This window comes from Paenibacillus sp. N3.4, assembly GCF_008017805.1.
Classification (GTDB): domain Bacteria; phylum Bacillota; class Bacilli; order Paenibacillales; family NBRC-103111; genus Paenibacillus_E.
This window is the reverse complement of sequence record NZ_VRTT01000006.1, coordinates 93252-112752: the sequence shown is the minus strand read 5'-3', so window position 1 is coordinate 112752 and position 19501 is coordinate 93252. Positions and strand designations below refer to the sequence as shown.

The 19501-nt window shown below is 42.9% G+C and carries 14 protein-coding genes and 2 pseudogenes; 14 read left to right on the top strand and 2 right to left on the bottom strand.

Going from position 1 to position 19501, the window contains the following annotated elements:
- Positions 1 to 28 precede the first annotated feature (28 nt).
- From FU659_RS05480 to FU659_RS05455, 6 genes and pseudogenes are all read left to right on the top strand, one after another.
- Positions 29 to 1132: an SGNH/GDSL hydrolase family protein gene (locus FU659_RS05480; RefSeq protein WP_147946624.1), complete on the top strand. Its 1104-nt coding sequence runs from the start codon at positions 29 to 31 to the stop codon at positions 1130 to 1132.
- Positions 1133 to 1165: 33 nt separating this feature from the next.
- On the top strand, positions 1166 to 1516 hold the full coding sequence (locus FU659_RS05475) for a hypothetical protein (RefSeq protein ID WP_147946623.1): 351 nt from the start codon (positions 1166 to 1168) through the stop codon (positions 1514 to 1516).
- Positions 1513 to 2679 carry an extracellular solute-binding protein gene (locus FU659_RS05470; protein ID WP_261807633.1) on the top strand — a complete coding sequence of 389 codons (1167 nt, stop codon included), beginning with the start codon at positions 1513 to 1515 and terminating at the stop codon, positions 2677 to 2679. Before FU659_RS05475 ends, FU659_RS05470 begins: the two co-directional genes overlap by 4 nt.
- Positions 2680 to 2717: 38 nt before the next feature.
- On the top strand, positions 2718 to 4547 hold the full coding sequence (locus FU659_RS05465) for a cache domain-containing sensor histidine kinase (RefSeq protein ID WP_147946621.1): 1830 nt from the start codon (positions 2718 to 2720) through the stop codon (positions 4545 to 4547).
- Between the two features lie 76 nt (positions 4548 to 4623).
- Complete coding sequence (locus FU659_RS05460; RefSeq protein ID WP_147946620.1) at positions 4624 to 5493, top strand: sugar phosphate isomerase/epimerase family protein; 870 nt, start codon at positions 4624 to 4626, stop codon at positions 5491 to 5493.
- Between the two features lie 41 nt (positions 5494 to 5534).
- Positions 5535 to 6092, top strand: a pseudogene (locus tag FU659_RS05455) (sugar phosphate isomerase/epimerase family protein); the annotation flags it as partial.
- On the opposite strand, the gene FU659_RS05450 reads toward FU659_RS05455, so the two are convergent.
- The gene (locus FU659_RS05450; RefSeq protein WP_261807632.1) at positions 6083 to 6736 is read right to left on the bottom strand and encodes a cupin domain-containing protein; all 654 of its coding nucleotides are present in this window, start codon (positions 6734 to 6736) and stop codon (positions 6083 to 6085) included. The pseudogene FU659_RS05455 and the gene FU659_RS05450 overlap by 10 nt on opposite strands.
- A gap of 294 nt (positions 6737 to 7030) precedes the next feature.
- Between FU659_RS05450 and FU659_RS05445 the strand changes: the two genes are divergently transcribed.
- The 8 genes and pseudogenes from FU659_RS05445 (at position 7031) to FU659_RS05410 (ending at position 16991) form a co-directional block, all read left to right on the top strand.
- Positions 7031 to 7591, top strand: a complete 561-nt coding sequence (locus tag FU659_RS05445; RefSeq protein ID WP_147946618.1) for a cupin domain-containing protein — start codon at positions 7031 to 7033, stop codon at positions 7589 to 7591.
- A gap of 215 nt (positions 7592 to 7806) precedes the next feature.
- On the top strand, positions 7807 to 8805 hold the full coding sequence (locus FU659_RS05440; RefSeq protein WP_147946617.1) for a substrate-binding domain-containing protein: 999 nt from the start codon (positions 7807 to 7809) through the stop codon (positions 8803 to 8805).
- On the top strand, positions 8786 to 10225 hold the full coding sequence (locus FU659_RS05435) for a sensor histidine kinase (protein ID WP_147946616.1): 1440 nt from the start codon (positions 8786 to 8788) through the stop codon (positions 10223 to 10225). Before FU659_RS05440 ends, FU659_RS05435 begins: the two co-directional genes overlap by 20 nt.
- Positions 10222 to 11793: a response regulator gene (locus FU659_RS05430; protein WP_147946615.1), complete on the top strand. Its 1572-nt coding sequence runs from the start codon at positions 10222 to 10224 to the stop codon at positions 11791 to 11793. Before FU659_RS05435 ends, FU659_RS05430 begins: the two co-directional genes overlap by 4 nt.
- Before the next feature lie 77 nt (positions 11794 to 11870).
- Positions 11871 to 12971: a D-xylose ABC transporter substrate-binding protein gene (gene xylF / locus FU659_RS05425; protein WP_261807631.1), complete on the top strand. Its 1101-nt coding sequence runs from the start codon at positions 11871 to 11873 to the stop codon at positions 12969 to 12971.
- A 119-nt stretch (positions 12972 to 13090) separates the two neighbouring features.
- Positions 13091 to 14188, top strand: coding sequence for a sugar ABC transporter substrate-binding protein (locus FU659_RS05420; RefSeq protein ID WP_147946614.1), 1098 nt, complete (start codon positions 13091 to 13093; stop codon positions 14186 to 14188).
- A gap of 96 nt (positions 14189 to 14284) precedes the next feature.
- Entirely contained in the window at positions 14285 to 15805 is a 1521-nt protein-coding gene (locus FU659_RS05415; RefSeq protein WP_147946641.1) for a sugar ABC transporter ATP-binding protein, read from the top strand.
- A gap of 11 nt (positions 15806 to 15816) precedes the next feature.
- Positions 15817 to 16991 (top strand): annotated as a pseudogene (locus tag FU659_RS05410) (sugar ABC transporter permease).
- Positions 16992 to 17110: 119 nt separating this feature from the next.
- On the opposite strand, the gene FU659_RS05405 reads toward FU659_RS05410, so the two are convergent.
- On the bottom strand, positions 17111 to 19459 hold the full coding sequence (locus FU659_RS05405; protein ID WP_261807637.1) for an S-layer homology domain-containing protein: 2349 nt from the start codon (positions 19457 to 19459) through the stop codon (positions 17111 to 17113).
- Between the last annotated feature and the right edge of the window lie 42 nt (positions 19460 to 19501).

Here is a 19501-nt window from a genome sequence, read left to right as displayed (position 1 = left end):
AGATTCGAAAACGAAGGAGGAGCGCAGCATGAGCAAAAATCAACAATCAGCTAACGCTGTACAGTTGGACGCGAACATGCGGATTCAGCAATCCGGTGTTAATGATCTCATGTGGTATACACCACTCGAGCATCCGTTCCATATTGGTGGATTCGGTTGGCTGCACGAGGAAGGGTGTTACCGCCGACTTCCGGTGGGGTCGGGGTGGAATCTCCCAGAGGCAGTTGACCAATTGGCCAACTGTACGGCAGGGGGACAGATCCGCTTCGCAACGGATGCTACCGCGCTGTCCGTCAAAATAAAATTGACGGGGGCTGCCAATATGTATCATATGCCTGCTACGGGGCAGTGTGGTTTCGATTGCTACATCGGGGGTCCGGGAGAACAGGTATATTATGGCACGACCGTATACGATCACAAACTAACCGTGTATGAAAGCGTCGTATTTACGAATTTGGAACGGGAGAATCGGATCCTTACACTGAACTTCCCTCTCTATCAAGGCGTAGAGGAAGTTTGGGTCGGCTTGGATCGTCAAGCTCATATCGCCCCTCCACCCGCATATGAGAACAGTAAAAAGATTATCGTCTATGGCACCTCCATCACGCAGGGAGGCTGTGCATCCCGTCCAGGTATGACCTATACGAACATCCTATCGCGCCGGATCAACATGGAGTTTCTCAATCTAGGCTTCTCCGGCAATGGAAAGGGAGAACCGGAGCTGGCTCATATTCTTGCGGAAATCTCAGCCCCCGCGTGTTTGATTCTGGACTATGAGGCGAACTGTGTTTCAACAGATCTGCTGCAGAAAACACTGCCGGAGTTCATTTCTATTTACAGGGAAAAACATCCGCTGACGCCGATCCTCGTGATCTCGCGTATCACAAACGCGAAGGAAAAATTTCAGCCTCAAATGGCGCAGGATCGGGCAGACCGTAAACAAATCCAGATCCAGACTGTAGAGCAGCGGCGCGCCTTGAATGATGACTATATCTATTTTTGCGACGGCTCTAAGTTACTGGGTGAGGACGCTCATGAATGCACGGTTGACGGCTCGCATCCGACGGACCTTGGATTTATGCGAATGGCGGATGGGCTGACACCTGTTCTGCAGCGGATTTTGGCCGGATAATGCTTGTCATATTTGGCAGGAAGTGGTGGTTGAATGGAAAAGAAAAAATCAGCCCTTCTCGTTGTTTTCGCCATGTTTACCTGCTTCACCGCCGTCAGTTGCAGCTCCCAAGCAGGGGGAATAAACGGCGAGGAGGCATCCAAATCTGCAGAATCGCCTGTAATTCGGATCGTCGTGAACAGCTTGGGCATGAGCTTTCCGGAAGGCATGGATGCGAACAACAACCCATATCTAGCCTATATTGAGAAAAACACCGGCGTACAGGTAAATGTGACACTCCCCTCGCTGAACGGGTACGATGAAAAACTGAACGTCATCATGACGTCTGGGAGCCTCCGGACCTGCTCAACACGAGCAGTCCATCCTGGTTTATTAACTTTGTGAATCAAAAGGCGCTAATGTCTTTAAATGACTATATCGAGAAGTACGGGGCAAACCTGAAAGCGAAAATCCCCAAAGAAGCTTGGGACAACGTAACGGTGGAGGGCAACATATATGCCATTCCCAGCTTAAATGAAGTAAACGGAACAGAAATTATTTATGCCCGAAAGGACTGGCTGGACAAGCTCGGCTTAAAGCCTCCGCGGACCATTCAGGAGTACACGGCGGTGATGAAGGCTTTTGCCGAAGGAGATCCCGACGGAAATGGAAGGAAAGATACCTATGGCCTGTCGATCTTGGAGCATCTAGAGAGAACGTCACCTTTTCTCGGAGCCTTCGGCGTACAAATGAACGCTTGGTATGAGCGAGATGGAAAGCTTGTTTATTCCGGTATTCTCCCTGAGATGAAAGAAGCGCTAGCCTACTTACGCAGCCTGTATGATCAGGATATCTTGGACCCGGAATTCCCGCTAAATAAAATCGACGTTCTCGGCGAAAAGGTAGCGACAGGTCGGGTTGGCCTATATTCCGCAGCTTGGTTTGACACGCGTACCCACATTGCGGAGAACCGCAAAAACGATCCGTCAGCAGAATGGATCCCGCTTGATTTTCCGGTTGGTCCGAAGGGCAACCATGGGGTATACAGCACGTCCAACGTCCGTTCCTACAATGTCGTGCCCCTTAAGAGTCACAACGCTGAGGCTGTTGTCAAATTCCTCGATTTTATCGCGGGGCCCGGCCAACAAGCGCTGAAGCTCGGTTTTGAAAACGAAGTCTGGACCCGAGTAAACGGAAAGCTATCTATTCGATTTGCAGAGCATACGAAGCACGCCTATCGGGGCATATACGGGGCGTTGGTTGATACAGTGGAAAAGGAAATGACCAAAGATCGGCTGGAAGGCCTCGGTGAGCAGTTCAGACTCTACGATAACCTGCAGAGGATCGAAAGCAATCTGATGGAGAACCGCTTTAACGGGCCCCCGACTCCTGCAATGGGCAAACATCAAGTTAAGCTGTCCAAACTACAGGAAGAAACCTATACGCTAATCATTACTGGTTTGAGCCCCATCGAGGAATTCGATGCTTTTGTTAAAAAGTGGAAGGAGTCTGGCGGTGATGAAATTAGCGGGGAAGTGAACGAATGGTGGCGGGAGACTAACAAGTAGCTGGAAAGTGACCTAGCTTGAATGGAGGAACCACCGAAATGGCCAAAGAAATCCTGCCCAAAGTTCGCAAACTGCTGACTGGTTTCATTCAGGTTCGGCTTATGTGGTATTTTTTGCTCATCTTGCTTCCACTTTCTAGCTACAGTCTATTTGTCATCGTCAAATCGCAAATGATCTTGGAAGTGCAAACAGGAGAAAGGACCCAAGGAGCCCTACATACGATGGCCGATTACATTGACCTGACGCTGCAGAACATCGAACAGCTTTCCTCGCTGATCGCGTTCGATACGAATATGAATACGACGCTGCAATCCGTCGTACAGGAGCCAAGAAAGCAATCGTTCGTTTACTTTGCGCAGGTGATGGAACAGATAACGAACATGACCACGGTTAATTTAATGGTGGACCAAATCACGATTATTCATATGCCGTCGCGTACGGTCATCTCCACCAAACTCGGTGGACGCAAGCTGCCTGAGGGTGCAGAGAAGCAGGAATGGTACGTGCGCTTAATGGAAGCGGGTGGGGGCACGGTCTTTTACTCACCTCAGGAGGGTGAATCCTACTTCGATAAGGACAGCATTCATCTGATACGGACGATGGATCCTTATAACCGGACACTTATCAATCCAAATCTGCTTGTGCTTTCCATTAAAAAAAGCTCCCTTATCGAGCTGGCAAAGCCGCTTCTTCCCTCCAAAAACGCGAATATTTATCTTTTTGGAAGCGACGGAAGTCCGATTGCTGGTACAGGGGGGAGTGTAAATTCGCAAGTATGGGACAAAAAGGAGGATGTTAGGTCGGTCCGCAGATCGCCGAAAACCGGTACTGAGATGGTCAGGATCAGCGTAGAATCGAAGCTTTCCGGGTGGTCGCTCATGATGGAACAGCCTCTTGAGGAAATTCGCAGCCTGACCGACTCCTTGAAGGTGTTTAATTACGGGATTGTAGTCGTCAGTCTGGTACTCGCGATTTGGATATCCTGGATTGTTTATCGGGGAATTTCCGCACCGCTGCGAAAACTGGCTTATGGTATGAAACAGCTCCGAACCGGCAATTTTACCATCCAATTGGAAGATACGCGTGTGGATGAACTGGGTTACGTCATCGAGTCATTCAACCGGATGGCCGAAAACCAAAGGACACTCATTCGCGACCACTACGAGAAACAGCTTTTATTATCCAAAATGGAGCTTAAGTTTTTGCAATCGCAGATCAACCCGCATTTCCTTTATAACACATTGGATTCCATCTACTGGACGGCTAAAAACTATGAAGCCGACGAAATCAGTGAAATGGTGCTTAATTTGTCAAAGTTTTTCCGATTAAGCCTGAACAAGGGAAACGAGACATTTTCGGTCGCGGATACCATCACGCACTTGAAATATTATATTAAAGTCCAGCAACTGCGATTTTTGGATCATTTTACCGTCCGGTTCGACATCGCCGAGGAAAGCGAGCCTTATCATGTGCTGAAGCTCCTCTTACAGCCGCTTGTGGAAAATGCTTTTCTGCATGGCCTGGAAAAACAGAGCATGGGTGGGGAACTCGTCATTTCGACTTATTTACACAGTAATATGCTGGTGATTGAAGTGAGCGACAACGGAGTCGGGGTAAAAAACGAAAGGCTTGACTATATTTGTGCCAAACTTGAAGAAGCGTCCAGGCTAGCAGTAGAAGGCATTTCAACGGACCGCAAAAAAGAGAATGACCTGTTCGGCCTTCGAAATGTGCTCACCCGGATGAAAATGTATTACGGCGAAGAATCGGAATTTCTCTTCGAGAGCGATCCCACTAAAGGAACCCGGATTACGCTCCGCCTACCGTTGGAAAAGTGCGTTTCTTCCTTAGAGGACCAAGTGGGCTGATCCAGTTCATGAAGCGGGAAAAGCTTTCAACAGTGAGTACCAAGATACGTAAATCTATGCATTGGAGGACAATCACATGAAATTAGGAGTAAGTTCTTATAGCTTATACAGGGCCATACAATCGAAACAGATGACCATACTTGATGCTATTCAGTGGATGGCGGATCAGGGTGCTCAGCATGTGGAGATCGTCCCCATCGGTTTTGATCTAGTCGAAAATCCGGGTTTGATTGAGACTATCCGCCGGAAGACGGAAGAGGTTGGTATGGATATTTCAAATTACGCGGTAGGGGCTAACTTCCTTAAGCCGACGAAGGAGGAAACCGAGCAAGAAATCAACAGGATGCTGACCCATGTGGATATAGCCCATCGATTGGGCGTTAAGACGATGCGGCATGACGTAGCCCTCCGTCCTATTGGAGAAACGTCCGTTAAACAATTTGAAGCTGATCTTCCTACCTTGATCGAACCATGTAGACGGATAGCCGATTACGCATCCCAATTCGGGATTACAACCAGTCTGGAGAACCATGGGTATTATATCCAATCTCCGGAAAGAGTGCTTAGGGTTATGCATGAGGTGGATCGTTCGAACTTTAAGGTGACCATGGATGTAGGAAACGTGATGTGTGTCGACGCCGATTCGGTTAGCTCTGTTCAGAACTTGCTGCCGTATGCCTCCATGGTGCACTTGAAGGATTTCTATTATCGCTCGTCTCGATTGAATCCTGGAGAAGGTTGGTTCTCAACAAGCCATGGCAACTTTCTGAGAGGCGCCATCGTCGGGTGTGGTGATATTGACATGTTTGAAGTGATCCGGCTGATCCGACTCTCTGGTTATGATGGCTACATTTCTATTGAGTTCGAAGGAATGGAAGATGTTTTAATGGGTACACGGATCGGATTGGACAATGCAAGAAGAATGTGGGAGCAAGCGGGACAATAAGCGAATTAAAAAATGAGAGGAGTAAAAGGGTATGAAAATGGCATATCGGAATTGTGCCGAAGGATCCCAAGAGCGAGATTTACGAAACGATGCATATAGCGTGTGAGGAACTGAGCACATACGCGAAAAGCATGGGTGCCTATTTTGCCATCGAAACGGGACCGGAAACGGCAGAATGCCTGAAGCGTTTTCTGGATGGATTGGGCTCCAATGGCGTATCTGTCAATTTTGACCCAGCGAATATGGTTATGGTCACAGGTGACGACCCGGTCCGTGGGGTATATACCTTGAAGGATTATATCGTACATACGCATGCGAAAGATGGAGTGCGCCATCACGAAATGGATCCTCGAGAGATTTATGGCGCACTAGGCTATGAATCTCTCGATCACGGGAAAATTGCTGAACTAGCCAGCGGTGGTAAAGCTTTCGAAGAAGTTCCTTTAGGCGAAGGAAGCGTTGACTGGAAGGGCTATTTGCAGGCCTTAACAGATATTGGATACACAGGATACTTAACGATTGAACGGGAAGTAGGGGCTAATCCTGAGGCTGACATTTCGAAAGATGTGCAGTTTTTAAAAAATATGGCTTATAAATGACCACCATTTCCAATCACCCATTGCTGTTGGGCATAACCGTTCTGGTCACGTAGATTCGTATGAGGAATATTTGATTGTTCATAATCTTGTGCGTGATGTCTTTGATGGCAATTCGCGGGTGGGCCGATGACAACCGTTTTCGTAATAGGCGCCAACGCTTCCTTGATTAAAGCTTCGTCGAGGCAATACGAATGAGACAATATTTCCGCCGGCGTAAGTCGCAACATGTCAGAGCCGGCTATGAACTCAGGAATCGGAGCGTCAAATATGGCTAATAAATGGGTATTATCCACAGTGGCAATTTCGTAGTGCCACCATCCTTGAGGTATATTCCCCACCTGGCCTGGACTTATGGGGATATTGACCAATTTTTTGGTAAATGGATTAATTAGAGAAACAACCGCTGCTCCGGAAATACAGTAAACCAGCTCTGAGGCATTTTGATGGGTATGGGGCTCAACAATATTGGACTTGCTAAGAAAAATATCGAGGAGAGAGACATTGCCCAACGTGTTCAGTTGTTTGACAGAAAGAGAATTAATATAATTCCGATCATCTTTTCTCATTAAAGGGTTATTGCGTAAATCATAACTATATTGTACGGAAGGCGATGTAAAGTCCATGTACGAAATCATTTTGTTCATTCCAACCTTTCATGTATGAAGAGTTTGCCATCTAAGTATATTTTATGTAGTAAGTAGGCATATGGTCCTGAGGGTAACGATGAAATTGATATTTGTCGGTAAATCGCTCTTTCTTTATCGAATGTTGTTCCCTGATTCATCATTTGTGTCATTCTATTCCTTCTGGGCATAGACTAATTGGACGGATGCCCAAACAGGAGGAAACAACTTTATGATGGATACAGTTCTGCAATCTCCAGATTTACAACTAGCAGCCGATTCCAATGTAGTACTAACGGCCTTTTTAATGTCCATATGAGCAAAGGGATTATCATCCAGCCGCACTGGCATACGAATGTGACGGAGATGGTTTTTGTTATTAGCGGCGAGGTTATTACATCCGTGTTTAACCCCTTTACACAAAAGCTGATGACCTATCAACTAAAGCCTGGACAAGTTTGTATGCTTCCGAAAGGCTGGTTTCACTGGATTGTTGCCCAGACCGATCATGTTCATCTACTAACGATCTTTGATCAACCGACACCGGATATTGTTTATGGGTCAGATTTCCTGCGTTTTACACCCAAGGAAGTGATGAATCGGGCTTATTGTGTAGACGAGAACGATTATGCCAAAGCTGTTGCACCTCTTCAGGAATCCATTATTTTGGGACCTCCCCTCGATTGTGTTAAGGGAGCGTCGAATATAAAGATGGAAACACTTCGAAATGTGGAGCCGTGGGTTCAAACAGGTTTACGGGATGGGCAAGGAATGCCTGTAGAATATACGCTTCGGGAAACGGCAGCCATTTCATATTTGATCGGCAAAGGATACAATTCAACTGCTGCGCATCAGATTGTGGAATCATGGCAGTGAAAGGAATAAGCGAGTGAAATGAAGTAATTAACATATGTAAGCCAAAGTCTTCAGTCATTGAGGAAGTTGGCTTTTTCGCTGTGAATATAGAAAATTCAACAAAAAGTTATATAAAATGCGGCACCTAAAATTTGCCTTTTCGTTGTATACTAGAAGGTAGTTGAAAATACTTGGAAATATATTCCGAATATTTCGGATAGACTTCGGGAGAACGCATGAAAAAACTTATTCTAATTGCCATAATGATCAGCAGCTTATTAACCCTTGCATTTTCCTTTTACTATATGCTTATGATATTTCAAAGCGAATCGGGGATGTCCAAAGCTTCTAAACCAATTTCAAGTGAGCATTCAGAGCGAATTGTTATTATTTCTCAAGAACAGGGCAGTTTCATGATGAACGAAATTCAAAGAGGGGCGCGCGATACGGCTGAAACGAATCAAATGATGATTGATTTTTGGGGCGTATACCGATCCAATGTGGAAGAATTAATTAAGCAAATCGATATTGCAATCGCTTCCAAAGTGAATGGAATTATCGTTGAAGGCTTGGATCATCCCGAGTTCGATCGAATGGTGAAGAAAGCTACCGCTAAAGGGATACCCGTCATCACCATTAATTCCGATGCACCAGGCAGCTTACGTAAATCCTATGTTGGCTCCGACCATTATCAGGAAGGTATCATCATGGGAGAACACATTGCGGCTCAGTTGAATGGTAAGGGACTAGTCGGGGTTATTAGAAATATGACAACCCCTACAATGGATGACTTGCGACTTAAAGGTTTGAGCGAAGCGTTCAGCAAATATGACGGGATTAAGATGGTGTTTGCTTCTGACGATATGGAGACAACACAGCCTAACATGCAAACGTACGATATCTTAAATCATTATCCAAATGTGAGTGCATTTATTGGTTTACCTACAGAATCCGGAGAAAGCATTTTTCAAGCTTCGCATGCTCGTTCCCGAACCAAAGAATATCAAATATTTATATTCGATGATTCACCACAAACGATCATGTTGATCAGGAATGGGCTTATTCGAGCAGGTCTTTCTCAGCATTATAAAGAGATGGGTAGTTTAAGTGTAAATCTTATGAAGCGGTGGTTGAATGCCAAACAACTCCCATTAAATAATAGTTATTTCACAACGATTAGTGTTGTTACATCAGCCGGAGAAAAGGAGAAAGATCTTGAAAACCATTCGCAGTAAAATGATGATGCTGTCGATTCTGATCTGGATCATTATGGCTATTATTTGGCTTTCCATGAGTCTTTATAATCAAAGTACCGTGGAAAAGTACAATGAAATCTTACAGCGCTATATGCAGATGAACCAAGCCTCCCAGTTAAGTCAGCAAACGTTGACATCATTAAATAAATTCCGCATGGCTCCTACTTTAGAAAGCTTAAATCAATATACAAGTACGAACAGCAGCTTGCTGCGTACGAAATCGGATTTGAACTGGTTGAGAAACATGAGTAATACGATGCAGCTCGACAATCTCCAGCATATGTTGGAGAGCCAGTCGGAAGCGATGGATTTAGCCGTTCGATTTCAAAAAGACAATGACGAAGAGAACGCTGCCAAGCAATTTGATGAGGCAACCAATATTTCTAAATATATCTCGGATGCCACATTAACGTTGATAAGCGGCGAGCAGAACACCTACGACGCATTTTATAGAAACATCATTAAACGCAGTGATGATATCAAAAAGATGGGATTGTGGATATTGGCTTTAGTTTCTTTGGTGCTCTTGCTGTTTTCTTACCGGTTTGTGAACAGTGTAACGCAGCCATTATTAAAGCTAACACAGTCAGCTCGTGAATTGTCACGTGGGAATTTCAAAAATCCGATCGAAATTAACAATAACGATGAAATGACATTTTTGGCTAAAACGCTGGATAGCATGAGGATGAAAATTGGGAACTTAATTGATGATATTCAAAGTAAGGCACAGTTGGAATACGATCTCCACAAACATAAGTTGATGCTCAAAGAAAGTGAACTGAAAAGTTTGCAAAGTCAAATTAACCCTCATTTTCTCTTTAATACCTTGAATATGCTATCTAAGGAGGCCTACTTAGCAGGCGCAGGTAAAACAAGCGAATTAATTAGCTCTGTAGCCGGAATGCTCAGATATAATCTCCGAAAGCTGGATAGCAAGGTATCGTTAAAGGATGAACTTGAGGTTCTTGAAGAGTATTTAACGATTCAAAAAGCGCGATTTGGAGATCGATTGAACATCGTTAAAGTCATTGATGAACAGGCCCTTGATATTGAGTTACCGATTCTTATCCTGCAACCACTTGCAGAGAATGCTTTTATATATGCCATCGAACCGGCAGAAGATGGAGGTACTTTAACTTTTCGAGTGAAGAATGAAATGGATTACGTCATTGTGCAAGTTCAGGATACGGGCCCGGGCATGGAATCTGAACAAATAAATAGGCTGTTATCACAACCTGAACATTCTTCGTATAAAGGGCATTCTACCGGAATAGGCATTTGGAACGTTATTCATCGACTTCAGCTGTTTTATGGCGTGGAAGAAATTATACATATTGAATCCCAAATAGGAATTGGGACTTGTATTACATTGAAGCTGCCAAGGGGGGCATTGAAATGATTCGTATGATAATTGTGGATGATGAACCGATTGAGCGCATCGCTTTACAAAAAATAATCGAAGAGGGTTCTCTGGATATAGAGGTTGTTGGTCAGGCATCAAACGGGAGGGAAGCGATAGAGGCTGCAGTTCGGCTTCAGCCGGATCTTATAACGATGGATATTAAGATGCCGGGAATTAACGGACTGCAAGCTATTGAAAAAATTAAGGAATCAAATGCGTCCATCAAATTTATTATCGTTACTGCTTTTGATACATTTGAGTTTGCCCAACAGGCGATAAGATTAGGCGTCTATGATTATATGCTGAAGCCCAGCCGGATTTCAGTTGTGCTTGAAACGATAGGCAAAGTTGCCAATAAAATTAAGCATGACCGAATAGAGCTGGAGCACAGAAGTATGGATAAGCAGCGGCTGCAAAAGATGATGCCCTTGGTGGAAGCAGATATCGTGGAGCAGTTGTTATTTGATTATGTACCACTTGCTGATCTAAACGAAATGATTAAGCTGTTAGATCTTCCGAACATGCGGGATGGATTTGTTATGAATGTGCTTTTTTCATCTGTTTCGGAGGAAGATGGCAAATGGTGTGATTCGGATGAGCTTTATTCAAAGTTAGTAACTCACATTCATGAGTTCTCTATACCTTGTTGGATCGGCAAAATGTCAGGTAAACAAGTCCAAATTATTGTTTTCATGGATGGGGAGCAGTCCTATCGCGCGCATGCGATTAGTTTTACAAGGAAATTGCTCCAAGCCTTGAGCAAGAAGAACGAATGCAGTCTTTTTGTAGGGGTAGGAGGAATATGTAGAGAAGTTAGGGAAATGCGGCGTTCTTATCATGAAGCGCTTCTTGCATCACTAGATACGTCATTGCCCTCACGCTATTGTTTGTTTGAAGATATACCCCCTAACGAAAATCTACCCGTTGGAACTCGGACACTCGAAATGGAAAAGAACGTTCTTGAAGCGGTTAGACGAGGCGATTGGGAACTTGCGGGAGATCAACTTGCAAAAATAATTGACATGTTCGAAGGGATTGGCCAACAGGTCGGTATGGCTCAGCAGCGAATTTTTGAGATTCTGATTGTTGTGACGAAAATGCTGGAGGAAATGGGATTAGAAGTAAGCAAGCCTTATTTTTCATATTATACTTCAAGTTATATGCAATTAAAGGCAGAAACCCGCATCTTGATTAACAATTTCATACAAATAGAAGAAGTGGAGACAAATCTGCTTCTTTCTATGAAACAATATATTCGAAAACACGCGCATGAAGATCTTTCTCTAGAAAAAATTGCTGCTACAGTTAATCGGAACCCATTCTATGTCAGTAAGCTTTTTAAAGAGCACGTTGGTATGAATTATATTGACTTTCTCACAGAATTTCGAATTGAAACGGCCAAACAATTAATGCAAGAAACGGATAAAAGTTTAAAGGAAATTACGTTTGAAGTAGGTTACAACGATCCTAATTATTTTAGCAGAGTATTTAAAAAGCTAGTTGGCCACTCTCCGACCGATTATCGGAAGATGCTGCTCCGACCTGCGAATAAAAAGCAGATTTAAGAAGTACTCGGGAAGCAAAATATGTATCGCAACTTAATAATTTCAATGTAAAGGAGAGGTTTGGACTGATAACGAGGTTGAAAATAAGCTGGGTCATTGGGTTTACGGCAGTTGCAGCATTCTCGTTATCCTCTTGTTCGATGTTCCAAGTAAATCGTACTTCAAGCGACAGCTTCGAAATCAGAGCTGAAAATAAATCGATTACGAAATTAAGCTCGAATGATCATAATGTGGTAATCGGTTTATCCATAGATACTCTATTGGAAGAGCGATGGCAGAAAGATAGAGATCTATTCAAAGCAGCTGTTGAGAGGTTGGGAGCACAGATTGAAGTGCAAGCAGCGAACGGAGATGATGCGAAACAAATTGCACAAGCTGAGAACTTGATCTCGCAGGGCGTAAATGTACTTGTTGTTGTTCCTCATAATGCTGAAGTTTCATCGGCTATCGTCGACAAGGCCCATAAAGCAGGTATAAAAGTGATTTCTTACGACCGTTTGATCGTCAACGCAGACGTTGACTTATATATATCTTTTGATAATGAGAAAGCTGGGGAACTGCAGGCGAAGGCCATTACAGCGAAGGCTCCGAAAGGGAACTACGTTTTGATTGAAGGTGCTGATACAGATAATAATGCGCATATGTTCAAAAAAGGTCAAATGAACATTTTAAAGCCGCTAGTAGAAAAAGGAGACATCGATATTGTATTTGATCAGTCTACGAAAGAATGGAAGCCAGCAAATGCTTTGGCGAACATGGAACTTGCACTGAGGGCTAACAGAAATCAAATTGATGCCGTAGTCGCGGCTAATGATGCAACGGCAGGAGGGGTTATTCAAGCTTTAGAGGGTCAACAAATGGCTGGTAAAATTCCCGTTTCCGGACAAGATGCAGAACTTGCTGCTGCTCAGCGAATTGTTGAAGGAACACAAACGATGACCGTTTATAAACCGATCAAAAAACTTGCTGAAACAGCAGCTGAGCTTGCAGTGAAAATGGCAAGAGGAGAAAATGTCCATGCCGACAGAAAAGTAAACAATAAGAAAATAGATGTGCCTTCGATCCTTCTTGAACCGATAGCCGTTGATAAATGGAATATGAATGATACCATTATTGCTGACGGTTTTCACAAGAAAGAAGATGTTTATAAGAATGTAAACTCCTCTAATGCCAAATGACAAAAAAGTCTAGCAATGTTATAAATAGTGCTATTATAAAGCGCATTCATACCCTAATTCGAATGATATACTCATCTTGTAACTGGCTATAAGCCAAAACAAATGAGAGGGGTAAACGAATGAAAAGTAGTGTGAAAGCGATTTCGTTATTAGTCATCGTCATGATGCTTGCTGTTTTTGTAACAGCTTGCGGCTCAAGCAGCAAAGTTAGTGTGGGGATTGTATTACCTACCAAAGACGAGCCTAGATGGGTTCAAGATGAGCAAAGATTTAAAGATGCATTGACAGGCACGAAATACACGACTGAAATTTTGTTTAGCCAAGGATCCTCCGCAAAAGAAAAAGAAAACGTAGATGCTTTGATTGCTAAAGGTATCAAAGTACTCATCATTTGCCCTCAAGACGGTGATGCAGCAGCAGCTTCCGTAGAAGCAGCTAAAAAAGCAGGCATTCAAGTTATCTCCTATGACCGATTGATTACGAATACAGATGCAGTTAATTATTATGTCACATTTGACAGCGTAGCCGTTGGTAAAGCACAAGCGAAATATTTGGTTGATCATGCAAAAGGCAAAGGCCAACCATTGTACCTATACGCGGGTGCTGCGTCCGATAACAATGCTTTCTTGTTCTTCCAAGGTGCTTGGTCCGTTCTCCAACCAAAAATCGCTGATGGCACTTTCAAAATTGCGAACTCCAGCGAAGCTGTAACACTGCAAGCAACTGCGGAATTGACTCGTGATCAACAAAGTAAAATCATTGGTCAAGTGACAACAAACTGGGATGCTAATGAAGCGAAAAATAAAGCACAAACGCATCTGACTGCAGCTTCCGCAGATAAAAAAGGCGATGTTGCGATTTTGGCACCAAATGACGGAACGGCTCGTTCAATCGCCGATGTATTTGCAACAGATAAAGCTGTCACTAGCTTTGTAGTTACCGGTCAAGATGCTGAGAAAGCTTCGATTCAATACATCATTGACAGCAAGCAATCGATGACAGTGTTCAAAGATGTTCGTACATTAGTTAAAGATGCAATGGGCATGGCCGTTTCCATTCTGGATGGCAAAACGCCTGAGACGACTGGTTCTTACAAAAACGGAAAAATCGATGTAAAAGCTAAACAAACGAACGTAATCGTTGTTGAAAAAAGCAATGTCAAATCTGCACTCATTGATTCTGGGTATTACCAAGCAAGCGATTTCAAAGGTCTGTAATCGCAAACAAACATAGTAGGGATGGATAGTGATAGACGTGTCTATCACTATTCCTCTATTCCACGAGTTGTTTTTGTTAAGGGGCGTTGAGCGATGATGAATGAATACTTGTTAGAAATGAATCATATTTCCAAGGAATTCACGGGTGTAAAAGCCTTATCTAATGTCAGTTTTAAAGTAAATACAGGCGAAATTCATTGTTTGATTGGTGAAAATGGTGCTGGAAAATCAACTTTAATGAAAGTACTTAGTGGCGTATACCCTTACGGAACGTATTCGGGAGATATTGTATTTGAAGGTGAAGTTCAAACTTTCTCGAAAATCAGTGATAGCGTGAAAGCAGGCATTGCTATTATTTATCAGGAACTAGCGTTATTTCCTGACCTCACTGTTTATGAAAATATTTATGCAGGGAATGAAGTGAAAAAAGGCATGTTGGTAGATTGGAATCAAACCATTCGCCAAGCCAAAGAAATGCTTAATAAAGTAAAGCTTCATGTAAGCCCAGAAGTTCTTATTAAGGACTTAGGTGTAGGTAAACAACAGCTTGTCGAAATCGCGAAGGCATTAAGCAAGGATGTCAAGCTGCTCATTTTGGATGAACCGACGGCTGCGCTTAACGAAACAGAAAGTGATAACTTGCTTGAACTTTTGAGGGAATTGAAAAAACAAGGCATTACCAGCATTATGATTTCACATAAGCTGAAAGAAGTAATAGCCATCGCGGATAAAATTACGGTGTTGCGTGATGGTCAGACGATTTGCACACTGGACGCTTCCAAAGGTGAAATATCGGAGAGCGTCATTATAAAAAGCATGGTTGGTCGCGAAATTGAGGATATTTATCCCAAAAGAACAAATAAACATTTCGGAGATCCAACACTTGAAATTCGCAACTGGACGGCTTTTGATCCTGGGCTGGGCAGAGAAGTCGTGAAAGATGTAAATATTCATGTCAAAAAAGGTGAAATTGTCGGCATTGCCGGTTTGATGGGATCCGGACGAACGGAATTGGCGCAGAGTATTTTCGGCAATCCCAAATCGTATAAACTGCAAGGCGAGTTATTTTTGGACGGCAATAAAAAAGTGTTTAAGCATCCTAAAGATGCGATCAATGCGGGGATAGCCTACGTAACAGAGGATCGCAAAGGTGACGGCTTGTTTTTGATTCAAGATATTAAGCAAAATATTTCAGCTGCTAATCTTCATGAAATTTCCACGCGAGGGGTCATTAATAACAATGAAGAAGTAAAAGTGTCGAATCATTACAAACAATCATTGAATATAAAAGCGCCTTCGGTTGAGCAGTTGGTAGGCAATTTGAGCGGAGGCAACCAGCAAAAAGTATCCCTTGGAAAGTGGTTATTTGTAAATCCAAGCTTGCTTATCTTGGATGAGCCTACACGCGGTATTGACGTTGGGGCTAAATATGAAATTTATACGATTATGAACAAGCTAATTAGTGAAGGTATGAGCATTATTATGATTTCATCCGAGTTGACAGAAGTATTAGGGATGAGTGATCGCGTATATGTCATGGCTGAAGGGAAAATAACAGGTGAACTGTCCATAGATGAAGCGGATCAAGAAACCATTATGAAGCTTGCTACGCATTAGGAGGAAGACCAGTGCCATTTTTTAATGAAGCGAAATCGTTGATCAAACATAATATTCGAGACTATGGTATGTATATTGCTTTATTTGTTATCATGGCTACATTTTCGATTATGACGGATGGACTTTTTATGTCATCCAGAAACATTAGTAACTTAATCGATGCCACAGGGTATATTGCAGTTCTTGCTGTTGGGATGACGCTGGTTATTGTCATTCGACATATCGATTTGTCTGTTGGATTTGCTGCCGGATTCTTAGGTGCGATAACGGCTGTTCTTCTTACTCAGGCAGGAGTTCCGTTCTATATCACGATTCCAATCATCTTAGTGCTAGGAATTATTGTCGGTTTATTCAATGGCTTGCTAGTTGCTCAATTTGGAATTCCTTCATTTGTGGCATCCTTAGCGGGCATGTTAATTTTCAGAGGGGCTTTACTGCGAGTAACTGAAAAAACCGGAACCATTATTATTAAGGATGATCATTTAATGCGATTGGTAATGGATTCATTCCCGCGATAGCTAAAGTTTACGATCTGAACTTGCTTTCCTTAATTATTGGTGCATTGATTATTGTGATTTATATTTACAGCGAATTTTCTAAGCGTAATAAAAAGCTGAAGTACAATTTTGAAGTCATTTCTAAAAGCATTTTTGCAGTGAAAGTCGTTTTCGTTTCAGCTATTATTGCCTATATCACATGGATCCTTGCTGGATACAATGGATTTTCCTGGACAGTCATTATTGTACTGCTCGTCGTGGTGATTTATCACTTTCTGACAAGTTCAACTGTATTAGGGAGACATATATACGCAGTTGGAAGCAACCCAGAAGCTGCGAATTTAAGCGGAATTAGTGTGAAGAAGATTACTTATATTGTTTTTGGCTCCATGGGAATGCTTTCAGCTCTATCAGGAATTCTCTTTACTTCACGTTTGCAATCTGCCACAACAACGGCGGGTACTTTATTTGAACTTGATGCCATTGCTGCCGCATATGTAGGCGGTGTGTCTGCTGCCGGTGGGGTTGGTAAAGTTACGGGCTCCATTATTGGAGCGATTGTTATGGCTTCACTCTCCAGCGGTATGAACTTACTAGGTATTGGGATATCTTACCAATATATGATTCGTGGAGCTGTGTTAGCCATCGCTGTTATTTTCGATGTTGTCACTCGTAAAAAAAGAGGCTAAATTAATGTTTACGACAAAGTCGTTTATCCTTGTATGATCTGAAAAGCTCTGAAGATCAATTGATCTTCAGAGCTTTTTGTGTGAAGCAAATAACACTATTTTCATGAAGGATCCAAAATTTATTGGCCTATTGTTTGATCAAGCTTACCTTGTAAATGAACAAGACGCATGATGATAACTGCAGCTTCCGCTTTAGTTACTTTGGCTGATGGATTAAAAGCGCCATCGGAACCTTCCATAAGCCCAAGTTTAACGGCTAATGCTACATCAGATTTATTCTTAATCAAATCGCTGTCTGTGAAAGGAAGATCTTTGGCAGTAGGAGCAAAAAGGCTCGCCAGTTTATTGTATTTCACGATATGAACTAATGAAGATGCCAATGTTTCGCGTGTTAATTCTTGATCAGCGTTTAAATGGCCATTCACCTCTGCTTCCAGCCACTTTTGTTGTACGAATGTCCGGACAGCATCAAAATAAGGGCTAGTTTCCGTGATATCCGCAAATAGCGGTTTGTCGTTTCTGTTTCCATTGTAATAATTTTTGTATTGAGGTGTTAGAGCTGTCGCCATCATCGTAAGCCAATCCCCATACTTGATCGTTTGGTTTGGGTTCAGCTTTCCAGAATCATCCGTTGTAAGGACTTGATATTGAACCATAGTCTCAAGGTCTTTTTGCGCCCAGTGATCCGTAATATCGGTTGGCTTCACGGAAGTCTGCGGAGTTGTGGTCTGATCAGACCACAAGAGTTTCCAAGTGCCATCGGTCGCATCCAGTGCTTTGAAATTCAAACTGCCGGTTTTAAAAATTTGATTGTATACTAATTTAGCAATCGGTTGTTCATATGTATTATTGATCGTGTATCCTCCCAGAGAATTTAACTCCAATTCAAGTTTCGTTGATTCCCAGATCTGACTCAGCGCTTGCTCCTTAGATAAATTAAGTTTCAGAGCCCCCATAACTTGGTCATCCAAAGTCGTCCTGTTCCCATAATAATTAGTCACATTTCCTTGCAAATCTAACGTTATGTTTACATTGTCACCATTGACTAACAGCCCTTTATAAAATCTTTGAAAGGAAAATGAATAGTTTTGTAGTGGATTAGATGAATCATCCTCGCTGTTGTTGGTTTCCATTCGTTTTAAAACTTCACTGGCATTTGGATAAATGAGATTGATCAGTTCTTCAGCTTTCTGCAGTGCTGCTTCCTTCGAGATTACGGGTTCATTTGATACTGGCTTTGCAGCAGGCGGGTAAGGACCGAAGATGTCTGTTGAGTATTGCACAATAATTCCAGTTTGGGCGTCCACGGTAGCTCTGTTTGATGATCCAAAAGGTCCCATCCCCATCCTAAGTTCTTCATTTCCCCAATTTATCGACCATACTTTATGATTATCAGCGCTCCAGCCATCATTAAGAGATTTTTGCTGGAGCTTTTTATCTTTTAGCAAAGGGAAAGCTTGCTCCACGATTTGTGCAGCTTGTTCGGCTGTCAATTCTCCATCTGCCGTAATAGGGGTAAATACTTTATCTTTTTTAGGTACAGCCACATAGATTGGTCCTTGATTGCTGCTTGACATGCCTTGCGTCACAAATTGCCCGGTTTGCGCATCAATCGGATGAAGACTTGGCACATATCCCAACCACCAGGATTGAACTTTGCCTCCTCCTTTACGGATCGGAATGTACTGTAATTCTGCTTCTTGATGTTTCTTTGCAAACGTCGTCGCTTGTTCCAACGTTATTTTGGGTTCAGTTGACGGGTAACTGCTGTATTGAGGAGCTTTATAAAACTGAATGACATTTCCTTCTCCGTCTACCGTTACTTGAACCCCGCCATTATTCAATTTCACGCCATTTATTTGAATATTGTAATTGAAATTATATTGAACAGGCCCAAACAAAGAAGTTTGGCCTTTAAATTGTGTATCATCGTCATTCATTTGCAAACTATAGGATGTGATCGAAGGGGCAGCTTGAAGGATAAAATCTTTAGCAAGCTTCTGTGCCTCTTCTCTCGATACTTTGGGAGGGAAATGGGTGATGCTGCGTGGGTCATTAAGAGAAGGCACATACATTTGCAGCAAGTCGCCATTCATAGCATCGACTCTGCTGCTGAATCCGGAGCTTCCATTTTCGGTTTTGAATTCCCACTGAATCGTCCAGACTTTCTCATTACGAGGCGGATAGGTGTTGGGATCGCCGAAATCAACAGATTGTACGGTTGCCTCTTTTAAAGCAGGAAACAGCTTTTTTGTCCGTTCAACAGCCAGATCTTTCGAAATTTTTGCATCAGCAGGATTTAAGTTTGAACTTATACTGTTCGTTGATGCCGCGCTTTCGGTAACGGATACCACGTGTTGGGCAGTTGTGGTGCCCATCTCCGCGGCAAGTGCGCTTGAAGCCAGTACACTTACTCCTAGAACTGTTATAAACATGGACTTGCTAAGTGTATGTAGTGTTCGTTTCATTTTTTTCAAACCATTCACTCCCTCAATTCTGTAGTTTAGAAA

What these genes read in the sequence shown, in the direction of transcription:
- FU659_RS05480 (WP_147946624.1), top strand. Translation starts at nt 29, where the DNA reads ATGAGCAAAAATCAACAATCAGCTAACGCTGTACAGTTGGACGCGAAC.
- FU659_RS05430 (WP_147946615.1), top strand. Translation starts at nt 10,222, where the DNA reads ATGATTCGTATGATAATTGTGGATGATGAACCGATTGAGCGCATCGCT.
- FU659_RS05475 (WP_147946623.1), top strand. Translation starts at nt 1,166, where the DNA reads ATGGAAAAGAAAAAATCAGCCCTTCTCGTTGTTTTCGCCATGTTTACC.
- FU659_RS05445 (WP_147946618.1), top strand. Translation starts at nt 7,031, where the DNA reads ATGAGCAAAGGGATTATCATCCAGCCGCACTGGCATACGAATGTGACG.
- FU659_RS05420 (WP_147946614.1), top strand. Translation starts at nt 13,091, where the DNA reads ATGAAAAGTAGTGTGAAAGCGATTTCGTTATTAGTCATCGTCATGATG.
- FU659_RS05440 (WP_147946617.1), top strand. Translation starts at nt 7,807, where the DNA reads ATGAAAAAACTTATTCTAATTGCCATAATGATCAGCAGCTTATTAACC.
- FU659_RS05415 (WP_147946641.1), top strand. Translation starts at nt 14,285, where the DNA reads ATGAATGAATACTTGTTAGAAATGAATCATATTTCCAAGGAATTCACG.
- FU659_RS05465 (WP_147946621.1), top strand. Translation starts at nt 2,718, where the DNA reads ATGGCCAAAGAAATCCTGCCCAAAGTTCGCAAACTGCTGACTGGTTTC.
- FU659_RS05450 (WP_261807632.1), bottom strand. Translation starts at nt 6,736, where the DNA reads ATGAACAAAATGATTTCGTACATGGACTTTACATCGCCTTCCGTACAA.
- FU659_RS05405 (WP_261807637.1), bottom strand. Translation starts at nt 19,459, where the DNA reads ATGAAACGAACACTACATACACTTAGCAAGTCCATGTTTATAACAGTT.
- FU659_RS05460 (WP_147946620.1), top strand. Translation starts at nt 4,624, where the DNA reads ATGAAATTAGGAGTAAGTTCTTATAGCTTATACAGGGCCATACAATCG.